We start from the raw sequence: 15,612 nt of genomic DNA, 5'->3' as shown, positions 1-15,612 counted from the left end.
GGTTTATTTCAGAAGTACTACAGTGTATGCAATATAATATTTTGTAATGCAGGGTTTAATGTAGGAAAAGAATATTGGTATCCGTGCTGTATTGCTTTGTTAGGCAATACATGTTGTCCTTGTAGCACAAGCATACTCATTTCTCCAAGTAAAGCATGTAGTGCAAATGCTGGAACGGGAAGCCAATGTGGGCGATGCATGATAAATGAAAGTGTCTTTCCAAACTCTTTCATTGTTGTAGGATTTGGTGCTGTAATGTTAAGAGGGCCTTCTATTTCTTTTGTGTCTATTGCAAAATCAATCATGCGGATGACATCATCTAGATGAATCCAAGACAGCCACTGATTACCTGAACCGATTGTGCCACCAATAAATAATTTGTAGGGAAGCAACATTTTAGGAAGGGCACCACCCTCTTTTCCTAAAACAATTCCAAAGCGTGTATAGACGGTTCGAATTCCGAGAGAAGTTGCATGAGAGGCGGCTTCTTCCCATAGTTTTACTGTAGTTGCTAAAAAGTCACTGCCATGTTCTTTGTTCTGTTCTGTAAAAATTTTTGTTTCAGATGTACCGTAATAGCCAATTGCGCTAGCGTTAATAAAAGTATGGGGCTTATTTGGTGATGTTTGTAATTGTTTGATGAGACTATTTGTTGTATGAAGACGACTCGTTATAATGTTTTCTTTCTGCTTCTTTGTCCATCGACCGTTATTAATAGATTCTCCAGCTAGATTAACAACAACATCGATAGAGGTGAGAGGGAATTTAGGTGAGCATTTATCCCATTGGACGTAGTGAATGTTAGAGTTGAAAGGTGTCTCTTTTTTTTCTCGGGTAAGAATGTAAATGGTGTACCCTTTTAGGCTTAAAAAAGTAGCTAATGCTTTACCGATAAAACCAGTGCCCCCAGAAATTGCAATTTTCAACTGAACTTCCTCCTCATTATATATATTCATGAAAAGCAAAATTGTTCTGCAACTATGTTAAAATAGTAGCGGGGTGAAGAATATGGCTGTCATTACAAAAATAGAAGTACAAAAACGAACGAAAGAACGATTTAATATTTATATTGATAAAGGACAAGGTGAAGAATACGGATTTAGTGTGAATCAAGTAACCTTAATCAAGCACGGTTTGCAAAAGGGTTTAGAAATCGATGAAGTAGAGTTAGCAAATATTTTATACAATGAAGAAGTACAAAAAGCATATTTGCAAGCAATTTCTTATTTATCCTATCAAATGCGGACGAAACAGGAAGTAGAAGAATACTTACGAAAAAAAGAAATTGGACAAGCCGTCATCTCTGAAGTTATTTCGAAATTATTACATGATCACTATATTAATGATAAAGAGTATGCCATTTCGTATGTGCGAACGCATAGTAACGTGAACCAAAAAGGACCGACAATTATTAGACGGGAACTTTTTAGTAAAGGTGTCCAAGATATAATTATTACTCATAGTTTACAAGAGTATCCGAAAGAGAAGCAAATTGAAAATGCCTTTGAGCTTGTAGAAAAAAAGAAAAAGTCCTATCAAAAGCATTCTTTTTTACAAATGAAACAAAAGCTAGAAGAAATGTTAGTCCGTAAAGGATATAATCGAGATGTAATTCAAATTTGTCTAGAAGAATTAAAAGAGGAAAAGGATGATACGCAGCAACAAGCTGCATTGTTATATCATGGAAGTAAGTATCATGAGAAGCATAAAAAGCATGATGGATGGACATATGAAAATAAGATGAAACAAGCGTTATATCGAAAAGGATTTTCTATTGATGAGATAGAGATATTTTTACAAATGAAACGTGAAGAGGGATGAGAGAATATGATGAATATGCCAAAACGTTATAGTGATATGACACCACATGAGTTAAGAGAGGAAATTGGCATTTTAAAAGAACAGGCTGTGAAAGCAGAGCAGCTTGGTATAGTAAATGAGTTTGACGTATTAATGAGAAAAATGGCAATGGCTCGTGCTTATATGACAGATATAAACGCATTTCAGATTGGTGAAACGTATGAACTTATAGAAGAACCGGGTGTCTTCTTTACGATTACGTATTTCAATGGAGTATTTGCTTGGGGACATAAACAAAATGAGACAGAGGAAATTGGTATTCCTATTTCGCTATTACAAGAGAAATAAAAAACCAGAGAGCCTTGGCTGCTCTGGTTTTCATTTTTCGTAGTTGTTAAAGGAGATAGGCAATTAAATTTGGCGTTTTCTCATCTCATTCGCCAAAATAATGAGAGACTGGTTTTGCTGCGTCTGTCCATTTACTTGCGCTTTTGCATGTTTCGGACGTGCCCAGGTAGGGTTGAATAATTCAGAACGACGATCTAAATGATTACGGTAGCTCATCTTTATCACCTCATGTAGGAAGTTAATTGCAATAACTCTTTAGAACGGACTATTGTTTTTACTCTTCCTGATGATTTGCGGCACGCATACGTTCCTGTGGGTGCGTGTTAATTGTGCCGTTAGGTCTTTTCGAAGCAAAACGAGCTTTTGCTTTCGTTGGACCATCGATTTTGCTGTTGTTTTTTGATTCAGACCAAAATTCGGCTTGTCTACCCAAGAAGAACGCCCCCTCATTATTAAATGATACTTACTAAGAAGTATCATTAATAGAATGTGCAAAATAGAGAAAATTATGCTTGAACATAAAATGAAACTTCTGCTGGCGATGGAAGAAGTTCATGAATGCGTGTATCCTTTTGTTCATTTATAATTTTGATGTGGTAATGAGGTTTGGAAATAAAGTACGAAATTAATAAAAGGAGAAATAAATAATGAATGATAAGTATGAAGTATTAACAAAAGAATTACTTGAAAAAAATAGCTTTCTGTCTTATTCTCAGGCTCGTGCATGGATTGAGTTATTATGGGAGGACTTCCAAGTAACGTATGCAAAGTCTGGTCGTTATCAAGGTGAAGAAATGACGGAACAAATTGTAAGAACATGGATTAATAACCATGGTGAACGCCTTCATGAAATCCGCACGAATAATCCGAAATATAGTCATTTAATTAATCAAGATGATCATTTAAAGCATTAAAAAAAGCGACCGAAGTTGGTCGCTTTTTTTAATGCGGAATCAATTCCAATTTTTTACGAAGCTTTTCTTCACTAAAAATCCATCCAGTATAGGAACTAATAATATTTAAATTTTGATCCAGTTGGACAATTGCAACGAATGGGTAATAGTCTTTACTACGGTACCGTAAATCGATAAAACGCACTTCATAATAGTTGTCGTAATCAAAAATATCCCAGCGGTATACGGGTGAAAAAGATAAAAAAGCAGAAATGTTTTCATCTTTTTGTGCAGCTCGCATAATTTTATTATCTGGAAGTGGAATACGATCAAATTGATCATGCACCATAATATGGCCGCGGTGCCAACGCGCAACATAATAGTGTTTTTTTGTTACAATAGCTAAATGATAGTGATAAAAGCGATAAGAAGGAGAAATAATGACTTCCTCTACATCTTCAAATCGTTTGTAAACTACACTTTTTACATTTTGTCTCATTACAATTCGACCGACATAGTAGACAAACATTAATATATATGCAGCTAAAGCAGTATATCCTTTATGGGAGCCAACAACCATACAAGCGATAGCGAGTATATGGATAAAGAAAATAACAGCATCAAATGTATTAATTACACCTAATGCAACCCACCTTTTTGTAAAAGGCCTCAACGCTTGTGTACCATAGGCGTTAAAAATATCAACAAACACGTGAAGAAAGACGGCGATAAATGACCAAAGTAGTAGATGAAAATAGGGAGCTTCTGTAAAGAAGGCAAAGGAAATTCCGCTTATAAGGAAAGACCAGAGAATAACAGCAGGAATGGAATGAGTAACCCCGCGATGGTTTCGTATATATTTTGCATTATTACGTAATTTTAAGACGGTATCAATATCAGGAATATTGGAGCCAGCGATCGTTGCAAGCATAACAGCTTGTGGTCCGAAATCACTCTGGCTAATGGCTGGATCTAACGTTGCTAAACCACCTAATGTGACGCCCATAACAAGGTGAGTGGCCGTGTCCATGAAAATACACCTCCGTTTTTTATTAATGTAACTCTTTTTATTCGATATCTCAAGGCATTTGCCTTCTATTTCCTATATCATCTTACTTAAATTTTTTCCTAAAATCTTTATAATAGTACGTATATGCAAAAAATGAGGGGGATCAAGTTTGGCACTTGAAATATTAGATGATTTTAACATAGAGAAGTTTCAACATGATTTAATTAGTTGGTTTGAAAAAGAACAGCGTGATTTACCTTGGCGTAAAAATAAAGATCCGTATCGCGTTTGGGTTTCTGAAATTATGTTGCAGCAAACAAGAGTGGAAGCTGTAAAACCATATTACGCAAATTTCATGGGAAAGTTCCCAACGTTAGAAGCGTTGGCATCGGCAGATGATGAAGAGGTATTAAAAGCATGGGAAGGCCTCGGTTATTATTCTAGAGCGCGGAATTTACATGCAGCGGTGAAGGAAGTAAAAGAAGTATATGGTGGGAAAGTACCAAGTGATGTGAAAAAAATTGAAAAATTAAAAGGTGTTGGTCCATACACAAAAGGTGCAATTTTAAGTATTGCATACGGTATACCAGAGCCAGCTGTAGATGGAAATGTAATGCGTGTTTTATCCCGTATATTATCGGTTTGGGATGATATTGCGAAACCTAAGACGCGAAAAGTATTTGAAGAGATTGTACGTGAAATCATTTCAAAGGAAAATCCATCTTATTTTAATCAAGGCTTAATGGAGCTAGGTGCGCTCATTTGTATTCCGAAAAATCCAGCTTGTTTACTTTGTCCAGTTCGGGAACACTGTCGTGGTTATGCAGAAGGTGTACAGAAAGAGTTACCAGTCAAAAGTAAGGCGAAAGCTCCTAAAATGGTGCCACTTGTTGCGGGTGTGCTGCAAACAGAAGATGGAAATTATGTAATTAACAAAAGACCGAGTACAGGATTACTTGCAAATATGTGGGAATTCCCAAATGTTGAAATTAGCGAAGGGATTCGAAATCAGAAACAACAGCTTACTGATTATATGAAAGAGAACTTTTCCATTTCTATTTCTATCGATGAGTATGCAATGAATGTGCAACATACTTTTACTCATCGGACATGGGATGTATTTGTATTTTATGGGAAGGTAACAAGTGCTATTAAAGAAACAGATACATTAAAAGTTGTATCTAAAGAAGAATTTGAAAAATTACCTTTTTCTAAATCGCATCGTATGATTTATGAAGAATGTGTTAAAAAACTTCAGCCTTAATGGTTGAAGTTTTTTCGACATAAACATAATAATTACTTACAAATATTTCATATTCCCTTAACAAATGACAAATACAATGAAAGTTGTAATGAAAAATTTAAAGGGGGATAGGAAATGCTTAAAAAAGTAATCAGTTCAGCAGTTGTAGCGACTTTCTTACTTCAAACGTTAACTGGGCTAGGCCATGTTACTTTTGCTGAGGAGAAGGAACAAAATCAGCACACTCTCATTTCAGAAGTGCATTATACGGATGATCTGAGCTATATCGAATTGTATAACCCATCAGCGAAAGTTATGGATATGAAGAATGTTCAACTGAAGGTCAATGGAAAAGTGCTAAAACTTAAAGATGAAAATGAAAAGCAATCTGTACAATCAAAAGAAACGAAGTTAATCGTATTTGGAAATAAAACAGTTAATGAGATTAATGAGCGCTATAAGACGGAAATAAAAGAAGAACAAGTTTTATTTGCTACTGAGGATTTAAGAGATAAACAAATTAGGATTGAAGTAACGACTGAAAAAAATGAAACGGTAGATGTCATTGAAACAAGAAAAGAGAATAAAGATGTATCCATTCATTCTTTTTGGAATGAAACAAAGAAAGAAATGAAAAATGAAATACCATCACCTGGGACTTACACTGTATTCCAATCGCATAAAAAAGAAAATCCACCTACAGAACCCACACAAAAAGAGGCAGTCCAGCCAGACTCCAAACAACTAGAGCCTGCACAACCAAACTCCAAAGAAACGATAGAAAAGCAGCCTGCACAAAAAGATAATAATCAAAAAGAAAAGTCATTACAAGAAACAGCGCATGTACCTAAAATGAAAATTAATGCACATGAAGATTTACCGATTGAACTTCAGTTAGCAAGTGTATACGATAAGGCAAAAATAAACCTTGTATATCGTAGTGCGTCCGGTTTGGTAGTGAAAAAACTGGAAATGAACAAAGGTGAGAATAATTTGTATTCTACTGTTGTTCCAAAGCTAGATGTTTGGTCTGATACGCTTACATATTGGTTTGAAATTGAACAGGATGGAAAGATTATTACCTTTCCAGAAAAAGAACAATATGTAAGTACTGTTGAACGTCATGTAGAGGATTATACAAAGAATAGGGCAGTTATGATTACTGAACTAATGCCAGATACGATAAATGGGAACGGGAAAGATGGATATGAGTTTATAGAAATATACAATAATTATAGTGAAGCAATACAGTTGAAAGATTATAAACTTATTTATAAGTATTCAGAAACTGGAAGTGAAGATTGGAATTTTACAGAAAATGCAACAATTCCATCAAAAGGAACGAAAGTGTTTTGGATTAAAAATGAAGGAAACGCAGCATTATCAAAACAAGACTTTATTCAAGCATACGGCGGGAATATAACCGAAGAACAAGTTCTTCCACTTAAAGTGGATGGAATGTCTAATAGCGCTGGGAGAACCATTCAATTTGCTGATCAGTACGGAACAGTTTTATCATCTGCAACATATGGGAAAGAGGATGTAAAAGTTGGTCAGAGTATGGCGTATGCATACAAAACCGAAAGTACTGAAATGCAAAAAGTAGGTTGGTTTGAAAAAGGAACACCTGGTGTGCAAATACCATTTCAAGTACCGCTAGAGCCAGTAAAGCAATCAGATCAAGTAGGCGTTGCGATTGAGCATACGGCATTACCTGCTCATATAGTAACAGAAGATTTAACTATCACTGCAACGATTAAGGGAGGAGAGAATGTAGCAGTTTTATATACCCAAGATGGCAAGTTAGCACACAAAAAATTGCAGATGAATAAAGAAGGAAATAGCGATATTTATAAGGTGACAATTCCTCAAAAAGAGCTATGGGGAAATTCATTATTCTATAAAATTGTCGTGCAAGGGAATCAAGAAACAATTGAAAAATCTTATGAAACAAAAATAGAGCATAAAAAAATAGAACCACAAAGCGTACCGCCGTTGTTGATTACCGAAGTGACGCCGGACACGACGAATGTTGGGAAAGCAGATGGATATGAATTTATTGAAGTGTATAACAATAGCACACAAGATCTTAATTTTAAGGATTATACAATTCGATATCGTTATCCATCTGAAGGACCAGAAGGTGATCTCATTTGGGGATCTACTCCAGATGATGTTGTAATTCCATCAGGGCAGTCTCTCGTATTTTGGATTATAAATGGTGAAAACAATGAGAAAACCGTTGCTGACTTTAATAAACAATTTGGTGTGAACTTAGTAGAAAATAAAAATATTGTTAGAATATATTCAAATGGAATGGCGAATGGAAGTGCACGTGGTATTGTCGTTGCAACAAAGACGGGGACAGAAATTGCATCTGCTTACTACAATGATCAAGCAAACCAAGCTGATGTGAAAGCTAATAAGGGAATTTTATATCGCTATCCTCAAGATGGCTCGCAAATTATGCAAAAGATTAGTAGTGCAGAACATAATGCATCTCCTGGAACTATATTCGAAGGACAAGTACCAGCTGAACGAGTTGCTTTGAAAGAGGATACGATTGCGCCGACGATTTCACATAAAGCAGCAGAAGGACTAGTTTCTGAATTTCAAGATCATAAACTGAGTTTTTCCGTTCTTGATAACGAACGAGTTAAGAGTGTAAAATTATATTACAAAACGAATCCGAATGCAGAATATAAAGCTGAAAATTTAGTAGAGGATCGTGTAGATAAAAAATATCATTATACGATTTATTCACCTGAATTAATTGGAAAAGAGAAAGTGACATATTACTTGGAAGCTTCTGATGGCTTCAATGTAGTAAAAAGTGATATGTATTCAGTGCAAATAGCTGGAGAGAAAGATAAAGGACCTCTTCGTCTTAATGTAAAAGATGATGAAGTGGTTGCAAATCAAGTTTTATTAAAAGGAACCTCTTCGTCGGTTGGGGCTGAACGACTTGCTCTTTTAGTGGACGGAAAGAAAGTTGAGACGAACACATATCGTTCGTTAGAGAAGCCGGCTTATTTTGCTTTCGATGTGAAGCAAACTGACTTGTATTTTAAAAACGCAGTCACAATTGAAAATGAGGTATTACGTATATTTGATGATACGTATAGTGATTATGTCACATTAACTGTAAAAATTGATCAATCAAAAATTAAATATAATGAGCCGTTCAAAATTGATATTCGATCTGGCACAAAGACGTCACCATTTGACAATCGAGTTGAAGAGAATAAAGATGATTTTTATTTAAAAAATGTTCGCCTTGTATTAGCGGATGGAACGACTTTATATGATCCGAATTTTGCAAATCCAAATCAGGAGTTATCAATTGGTGATGGAGATACATCAACACCAGTATTTACGTTTGGATTCCAAGTTCCAGAAGAAAAGTTTATTTCGAATGCATATTTATGGGATACAAAACAAGTGAAGGATGGAAAGCATCGAATTGCAGTGCAAGATGGTGTGAATAAAGAAGTCGTTGCAAATGTAAAAGTTGATAATACACCACCAAAGATTTCAACTACGGTACAGAACGAGAAAAAATATAAAGGGAAAATTCCAATTGATGTAACAGTTACAGATGATATAGCAGGAGTGAAAAGTAAAAAAGTTATATTGGATGGTAAGGAAATTGTAACTCCATATGAAACATCATCTGCACAATTAGCAGCAGGAAAGCATGAGTTACATGTAGAGGCTGAGGATCAGGTAGGAAATCGTGAAGAAAAGACAATTATGTTTGAAACTTGGGCAGAAAATCCAACAGATCCTACTCCAATTGCACCTAAAGATGGAGAAAAAAATGTGAGCACGAATCCGACACTTGAAGCAAAAGTAACTGATCCAACAAATGACGCAATGAAGGCAATATTTTATAAAGGGTATACGTATAAGCCGAATGAAACGGATCGTATGAAAATTACCGAAAATTCGATAGAACAAGAACCACCACAAGCTTTTGCTGTGAATGGTGAGAAAAGTTTTGACCAAGATCAGCTAAGTAAAGTTAGTAAAAAAGATGGGAAATATTATATAACGGAATCAACAGAGAAATTTCCATATCATCGTTTTGATGTAACGGTTGCTGATGATGTGAAAAACGATGATACGGTAGAAGTAAAATGGTATGGACATTCTCTAGAAGGAAGAAAAGTTACGATGTATGCTTGGAACTACATGACAAATAAGTGGACAGAACTTACATCAAAAATTGCTGGGGATAAGGACTTTGAATTAAAAGGTGCTGTATTAGCGAAAGAATATGTAAAAGATCAAAAAGTAAGTGTAATTGTGCAAGACCAAATTCCAAGTTCACCAAATAAGTTTGATTACACATTTGTATGGATGTCGGATACACAGTATTACTCTGAAAGTTATCCCTATATTTACAAAAGCCAGGTTGACTGGATTGCTGCACAAAAAGATCCATTAAATATTAAATATGTATTCCATACAGGGGATCTTGTTGATAAGTCATATCAAGAATTTCAATGGCAGCGCGCAGATGAATATATGAAAGTACTTGAGAATGCGAAAGTACCGTATGGTGTGTTGGCCGGGAATCATGATGTAAATCATAAAGATGAAGACTATACAGCATACTCGAAATATTTTGGGGATTGGCGTTTTAAAGATAAGCCATTTTATGGCGAAAGTTATAAGGATAACCGCGGACATTATGATTTGATTTCAGTAAAAGGCAACGATTTTATTATGCTGTATATGGGATGGGGCGTTACAGATGAAGATATTCAATGGATGAAGGAAGTATTGCAGAAATATCCGAATCGAAAAGCGATTTTATCATTCCATGAATATTTACTTGTATCAGGCAATCGTAGTCCGATTGGTGACAAAATTTTTAATGAAGTAGTTAAACCGAATAAGAATGTGTTAGCTGTGTTGAGTGGACATTATCATGATAGTGAGACATTAGTTGATGAAATTGATGATAATGGGGACGGCATCGTAGATCGTAAAGTATATCAAATGCTGGCGGATTATCAAGGTGGTCCAGAGGGTGGACAAGGATATATGCGACTTTTACAATTTGATACAACTGCGAACAAAATGTATGTCAAAACGTACTCCCCATATTTAAATGAGTATAATTTTTATAAACCAGAAGAGTATCCAGGAAAAGATGAATTTGAATTAGACATTGATTTAAAACCTGCGATAAAACAAGTCGCAACAGACTATGTAGAAGTAAACGTGTACACGAATGAAGTAATCGGTAAAGATAATTTTGTGGCGAATTGGCGCAACGCAAAGGTAAAATGGGAGAATTTAAAGGAAAATACGACGTATCAATGGTATATAAAAGTCGAAGACCGATATGGTGGTCAAGTGACTTCACCAGTTTGGTCCTTTACAACAGGTAAAAAAGGTTGGAGATGGAGCGTGTTCCCAAATTAGGGAACACGTTTTTAGTCATAAGAAACTTTTGTACTGTGCGTCCAATCCGCGTCGCTTCTTTGAAGACCACCTCGAGATTCGATCTCTTTTATAATTTCTTTGTAAATCGTTTGGCCTTCTACGTTTAAATAAGGCATGATTTGTTGCAAGGAATGGTGAAAATAAGCTAATTCATCTTGTTTCCATTCTTCTTTCGAAATCATAGATAGTTCTGTCATATCGCGTCCAATGTACATGTGTACACCTCCATCATATGTAGTTTGAATGAGCCTAGGGAGATGTATGCGTAAATTAAAAAATAAAATTGCGGATATCTTTTGAAAGGGTTGGTTACATTATTGATTGTGGAGGTGAGAAAGATGAGTAAAAAACAACAAGCTTATAACAAAGCAACTTCTGGTGCTAGCATTCAAAGTACAAATGCTAGCTATGGTACAGAGTTTGCAACTGAGACAAATGTACAAGCAGTAAAACAACAAAATGCACAATCAGAAGCGAAAAAAGCACAGGCTTCTAGCGCTGGTGTTCAAAGTGCAAATGCTAGCTACGGCACAGAGTTTGCAACTGACACAGATGTGCAAGCAGTGAAACAACAAAATGCACAATCAGCAGCAAAAAAATCACAATCTTCTAGCACGAATCAATAACAAAGAAAAACACTTCTCGATTCAAGAGAAGTGTTTTCTTTGTTTGGTAATGTGATTATGACAGGGGGAAAATTACTAGTGATAGTTTAAGGTCGATTGCTTTAAGAATTTTGTTGAGGGAGCCGACATAACTTCTAATAAGTCAACAAATGTAGTCAAAGGAGAAGGAGATAGGACATTAGAAAATATTTAGTAGCGATGTATCCTGTATGAATAGATGTTGGAATTTATTAAAAACAGGGGGTAAATAATGAATTCATTTGATAAGTTGGTAGGAGAACAATTGCAAACAATGGATGAGTTGTTGAAATTACAAGCGCATTTAGAGAAGTACCAACAGATCGAAACAAGTGAACAAGAAAAAGATGATAAAAAAGAGTTGCATTTTATTCGTCAAGAAATACACAAAACGGAACAAGCATTGAAGCTTTTGCATGAAAAATTTGAGCAACAAACAAATGAAGTGATTCACTCTTTTGAAACTGAAAAAATAATTTCTAACTAAAGAAGTGATGTATCCGGATGCTTTAGTTGGAAAAGCCCTTTCTTAATTTATGAAAAAGGGCTTTTTGTCGCATCAGGATTTGTCAATGGAGAGTAATAAGGTTTTACGAAAGCTGGATTGTGTCGGTTTAGTTTTAAAATTTTGACAAAAAAGTTATAATAGAAAAAAAGTGAATTCGGCTCAATACGTTTTTAAAAGGAACGATACTAGTTGGGACAACTTTAGAAGAGCATTCACAGTGAAAGAAGGGAGAACGTATGGGATTTCCCAAAGAAGGAGAAAAAATACAAATACATAGTTATAAACATAATGGTTTCATTCATAGAATGTGGGAAGAAACTACAATTTTAAAAGGGACACAAAGTCTTGTAATTGGTGCAAATGATCGGACTGTAGTAACCGAATCAGATGGTCGAACATGGATTACGCGTGAGCCTGCAATTTGTTATTTTCATTCAAATTATTGGTTTAATGTAATCGGTATGTTAAGAGAAGAGGGAGTGTATTATTATTGTAATTTAAGCTCTCCATTTGCATATGACTTTGAAGCATTAAAGTATATTGATTATGATTTGGATATTAAGGTATATCCAGATATGACATATACACTTTTAGATGAAGATGAGTATGAAAAGCATAGTCAGATGATGAATTATCCTCCAGTAATTGATACGATTCTAAAAAGAAATGTAGAGTATTTAACGCAGTGGATTCATCAAAGAAAAGGACCATTCGCGCCAGATTTTGTAGATATGTGGTATGAACGATATTTAATGTATAGAGATTAGAACAAACCTGCAGGGGTTTTCCCGGCAGGTTTGTCCTATTAAGGGGGGATCATATGAGAGGAATAAATCGATACTTACAATTTGTAAAACCATATCGATGGCTTATTACAATTACAATTATTATTGGACTCATTAAGTTTGGTATTCCGCTTATTATGCCGTGGTTATTAAAGTATATTATTGATGATGTCATTCAAGGTGGTGGATCACTTCAGGAAAAAACATCACAATTGATAACAGCAATCGGGATTGCCTTTTTTATTTTTGGTGTACTGAGACCACCTGTTGAATATTATCGTCAATATTTTGCACAGCGTATTGGTAATACAGTACTTTACGACTTACGAAAACATATTTTTGGTCATCTACAAAAGTTAAGTTTACGCTACTATTCAAATACAAAAACAGGTGAAATTATTTCGCGTGTAATCCATGATGTAGAGCAGACGAAGGATTTTGTTATTACAGGACTTATGAATGTCTGGCTTGATACAGCTACAATTTTTATTGCAATTGTAGTTATGTTTTCTATGAATATAAAATTAACGCTTGTTGCATTGTTAATTTTGCCGATTTATGCAGTTGCAGTGAAATATTTTTTCGGGCGTCTTCGTAAATTAACGAGAGAGCGTTCACAAGCATTGGCAACGATGCAAGGTTATTTACATGAGCGTATCCAAGGGATGCAAGTGACGCGTAGTTTTGCATTAGAAGAGTATGAAAAAGGGCAGTTTGAAAAGAAAAATAATGATTTTTTAACAAAGGCATTAACACATACAAGCTGGACAGCACGGACATTTTCTACAGTGAATACGTTAACGGATTTAGGACCGTTACTCGTTATTGCGTTTGCGGCATATGAAGTGATTCAAGGCTCTTTAACACTTGGAACGATGGTTGCTTTTGTTGGCTATATGGATAGTTTATATAGTCCATTACGCCGCCTTGTTAACTCTTCTACAACACTCACACAATCATTTGCATCAATGGATCGAGTGTTTGAACTGTTAGATGAAAAGTATGATATTGTAAATACTCCAAATGCAATTGAAGCAAAAAAGCTTTCTGGTGAAATTGTATTTGATCAAGTTTCCTTTCGGTATAATACTGATGAAAAAGATGTACTACATGACCTTTCTTTCTCAATTCGTTCTGGAGAAAAAATTGCCCTCGTTGGAGCGAGTGGAGGTGGAAAGTCATCCTTAGCTAGTTTAATTCCAAGATTTTATGATGTTTCTAGCGGTGCGATTTATGTAGATGGTGTGAATGTGAGAGAGTATAATGTAAGAAATTTACGTAGTCATATCGGTATTGTCTTGCAAGATAATCTGTTATTTAGTGATACGATTCAATCTAATATTTTATATGGAAACCCGAAAGCAACGAAAGAGGAAGTTATTGCGGCTGCAAAAGCAGCGCAGATTCATAATTTTATTATGAATCTACCAGATGGATACGATACAGTTGTGGGAGAAAGAGGCGTAAAGTTGTCTGGTGGACAAAGACAGCGTGTAGCGATTGCACGTGTCTTCTTGAAAAATCCTTCTTTACTTATATTAGACGAAGCAACATCGGCTTTAGACTTAGAGAACGAAAGACATATTCAAGAGGCTCTTCAAACATTAGCTGCGGACCGTACAACAATAATCATTGCTCATAGATTGGCAACTATTACACATGTGGATACGATCATATATATCGAAGATGGTGAAATAAAAGAAAAGGGTTCTCATGAACAATTAATGCAAAAACGAGGATTTTATTATGATTTATATCAAATTCAACATATAGAAGAAAAAGCCCCTTTGGCGTAAAGGGGCTGTTTTTTCATTCATCTTCTTTTTTTTCATCAATTTGTAGTTCGTCTTCGGGTTTGTGATACGTATAAAAACTATCTACAAGTAAATCTAAATGTTCAACTTCTTCACTGTAATTAATAATTGAAGAAATAAGAGGGAAGAGATGTAACCATATTTTATATGATTCTTCATTATCTTTATTTTGATAGTCCATAAATATATCGATTAATTCCTGCTTACCAGTTTCTACTTCATCAAGCATCTCAACAGACTGTTGTTTTTTCGCTTTGCCAATAAATTTTAACAAAACTTGTTCATGATAGTGTGTTAATGAATCTAATTCATTTTGAATGGATTCTTGAAATGGTTCAGGCATATATCGTAATTCGTTTTCAGTGCGATGTAATGCTTTTAATGTACTTAATGCACGACTCGTTGTTGCTAACATTTGTCTAAATAAGACGAGCTTACGAATTTTTGCAAATTGTACTTTTTTCGTATAGCTTCTTTCTTCTTTGTAAAGTAAGTAGTAATGATTTAATTTAATCATTTTTTCTTTCATACGATCAATATCTGTTTTTAGTGTTGTAAAATCAGAAGCTTGTCTGCTGTTCATACGAATCCATTTCACAATTTCTTCGGTGTTATCAACGATACGATGATATAGTTTTGTTTCGTATTTTGGCGGCATAAACATTAAATTTACAAGTGAAGCCGCGACAATACCGACCATAATGGTTGCAAAGCGAAGCAGAGCGAAGTCAAAGAAGTTTGCTCCTTGATATTCCATAATCGCAATAACCGTCACTAAAGCAATTGATATTGTATTTTCTAAACGTAATTGTAGTGTAAGAGCAATAACTAATATACAAGTTAATCCAATAATAAAAGGATTGTGTCCAAAAGCAAATGCAAATCCGATAGCGAATACTGCACCAATTACGTTTGCTTGGATTTGTTCGAGTGCTGTCAAATACGAGCGATATACAGATGGCTGTACAGCAAAAATTGCTGAAATCCCCGCAAATACTGGACTCGGTAATTGGAGCAGAGTACAAGCAAATAAAGCTAATGTAATGGCAATACCCGTTTTTAAAATGCGAGCACCAAGTTTCATACCCTTTTTAATATCCTTTCTCTCTTG

15 protein-coding genes are annotated in these 15,612 nt (G+C 35.1%); 9 read left to right on the top strand and 6 right to left on the bottom strand.

The genetic code is table 11. The features are described from left to right. Positions 1 to 17: 17 nt before the first annotated feature. A complete protein-coding gene (locus tag MHH71_RS13410) occupies positions 18 to 956 on the bottom strand; it encodes a TIGR01777 family oxidoreductase (protein ID WP_006093321.1) in 939 nt (312 codons plus the stop codon). 52 nt (positions 957 to 1,008) lie between these two features. Between MHH71_RS13410 and recX the strand changes: the two genes are divergently transcribed. Beyond that, entirely contained in the window at positions 1,009 to 1,821 is an 813-nt protein-coding gene (recX, locus tag MHH71_RS13405) for a recombination regulator RecX (protein WP_006093319.1), read from the top strand. A gap of 9 nt (positions 1,822 to 1,830) precedes the next feature. Further along, entirely contained in the window at positions 1,831 to 2,148 is a 318-nt protein-coding gene (locus MHH71_RS13400) for a YfhH family protein (protein WP_033796965.1), read from the top strand. 63 nt (positions 2,149 to 2,211) lie between these two features. Here the strand turns inward: MHH71_RS13400 and MHH71_RS13395 are convergent, their stop codons facing one another. Both MHH71_RS13395 and MHH71_RS13390 read right to left on the bottom strand, forming a co-directional pair. Next, the gene (locus tag MHH71_RS13395; protein ID WP_003194901.1) at positions 2,212 to 2,364 is read right to left on the bottom strand and encodes a YpzG family protein; all 153 of its coding nucleotides are present in this window, start codon (positions 2,362 to 2,364) and stop codon (positions 2,212 to 2,214) included. Positions 2,365 to 2,422: 58 nt separating this feature from the next. After that, positions 2,423 to 2,581 carry a small, acid-soluble spore protein K gene (locus MHH71_RS13390; protein WP_018767248.1) on the bottom strand — a complete coding sequence of 53 codons (159 nt, stop codon included), beginning with the start codon at positions 2,579 to 2,581 and terminating at the stop codon, positions 2,423 to 2,425. A gap of 214 nt (positions 2,582 to 2,795) precedes the next feature. Between MHH71_RS13390 and MHH71_RS13385 the strand changes: the two genes are divergently transcribed. After that, positions 2,796 to 3,062, top strand: a complete 267-nt coding sequence (locus tag MHH71_RS13385) for a YfhJ family protein (RefSeq protein ID WP_003194903.1) — start codon at positions 2,796 to 2,798, stop codon at positions 3,060 to 3,062. 28 nt (positions 3,063 to 3,090) lie between these two features. Here the strand turns inward: MHH71_RS13385 and MHH71_RS13380 are convergent, their stop codons facing one another. Further along, the gene (locus MHH71_RS13380; RefSeq protein WP_033798584.1) at positions 3,091 to 4,071 is read right to left on the bottom strand and encodes a metal-dependent hydrolase; all 981 of its coding nucleotides are present in this window, start codon (positions 4,069 to 4,071) and stop codon (positions 3,091 to 3,093) included. A gap of 148 nt (positions 4,072 to 4,219) precedes the next feature. On the opposite strand from MHH71_RS13380, the gene mutY reads away from it, so the two are divergent. Together mutY and MHH71_RS13370 are read left to right on the top strand one after the other, a co-directional pair. After that, positions 4,220 to 5,314 (top strand): A/G-specific adenine glycosylase, encoded by a 1,095-nt coding sequence (gene mutY, locus MHH71_RS13375; RefSeq protein ID WP_006093315.1) that lies wholly within the window; start codon positions 4,220 to 4,222, stop codon positions 5,312 to 5,314. Positions 5,315 to 5,428: 114 nt separating this feature from the next. After that, on the top strand, positions 5,429 to 10,729 hold the full coding sequence (locus tag MHH71_RS13370) for a lamin tail domain-containing protein (protein ID WP_006093313.1): 5,301 nt from the start codon (positions 5,429 to 5,431) through the stop codon (positions 10,727 to 10,729). Between the two features lie 11 nt (positions 10,730 to 10,740). Here the strand turns inward: MHH71_RS13370 and MHH71_RS13365 are convergent, their stop codons facing one another. Then, complete coding sequence (locus MHH71_RS13365) at positions 10,741 to 10,965, bottom strand: hypothetical protein (RefSeq protein WP_018767252.1); 225 nt, start codon at positions 10,963 to 10,965, stop codon at positions 10,741 to 10,743. Positions 10,966 to 11,088: 123 nt separating this feature from the next. Between MHH71_RS13365 and MHH71_RS13360 the strand changes: the two genes are divergently transcribed. The 4 genes from MHH71_RS13360 (at position 11,089) to MHH71_RS13345 (ending at position 14,483) form a co-directional block, all read left to right on the top strand. Further along, positions 11,089 to 11,376, top strand: a complete 288-nt coding sequence (locus MHH71_RS13360) for a gamma-type small acid-soluble spore protein (protein ID WP_033798583.1) — start codon at positions 11,089 to 11,091, stop codon at positions 11,374 to 11,376. 250 nt (positions 11,377 to 11,626) lie between these two features. Further along, positions 11,627 to 11,881, top strand: a complete 255-nt coding sequence (locus MHH71_RS13355) for a YgaB family protein (RefSeq protein WP_003194914.1) — start codon at positions 11,627 to 11,629, stop codon at positions 11,879 to 11,881. A 257-nt stretch (positions 11,882 to 12,138) separates the two neighbouring features. Continuing rightward, positions 12,139 to 12,669, top strand: coding sequence for a nucleoside tri-diphosphate phosphatase (gene ntdP, locus MHH71_RS13350; protein WP_003194916.1), 531 nt, complete (start codon positions 12,139 to 12,141; stop codon positions 12,667 to 12,669). Positions 12,670 to 12,722: 53 nt separating this feature from the next. Continuing rightward, the gene (locus tag MHH71_RS13345) at positions 12,723 to 14,483 is read left to right on the top strand and encodes an ABC transporter ATP-binding protein (RefSeq protein WP_006093309.1); all 1,761 of its coding nucleotides are present in this window, start codon (positions 12,723 to 12,725) and stop codon (positions 14,481 to 14,483) included. Between the two features lie 13 nt (positions 14,484 to 14,496). Here MHH71_RS13345 and MHH71_RS13340 read toward each other — a convergent pair whose 3' ends face one another. Continuing rightward, complete coding sequence (locus MHH71_RS13340) at positions 14,497 to 15,585, bottom strand: FUSC family protein (protein WP_003194921.1); 1,089 nt, start codon at positions 15,583 to 15,585, stop codon at positions 14,497 to 14,499. Positions 15,586 to 15,612 lie beyond the last annotated feature (27 nt).

Origin of the sequence: Bacillus sp. FSL H8-0534 (genome assembly GCF_038005885.1) — a bacterium.
GTDB classification, from domain to species: Bacteria; Bacillota; Bacilli; order Bacillales; family Bacillaceae_G; genus Bacillus_A; species Bacillus_A pseudomycoides.
This window is presented reverse-complemented; position numbering and strand designations above follow the sequence as displayed.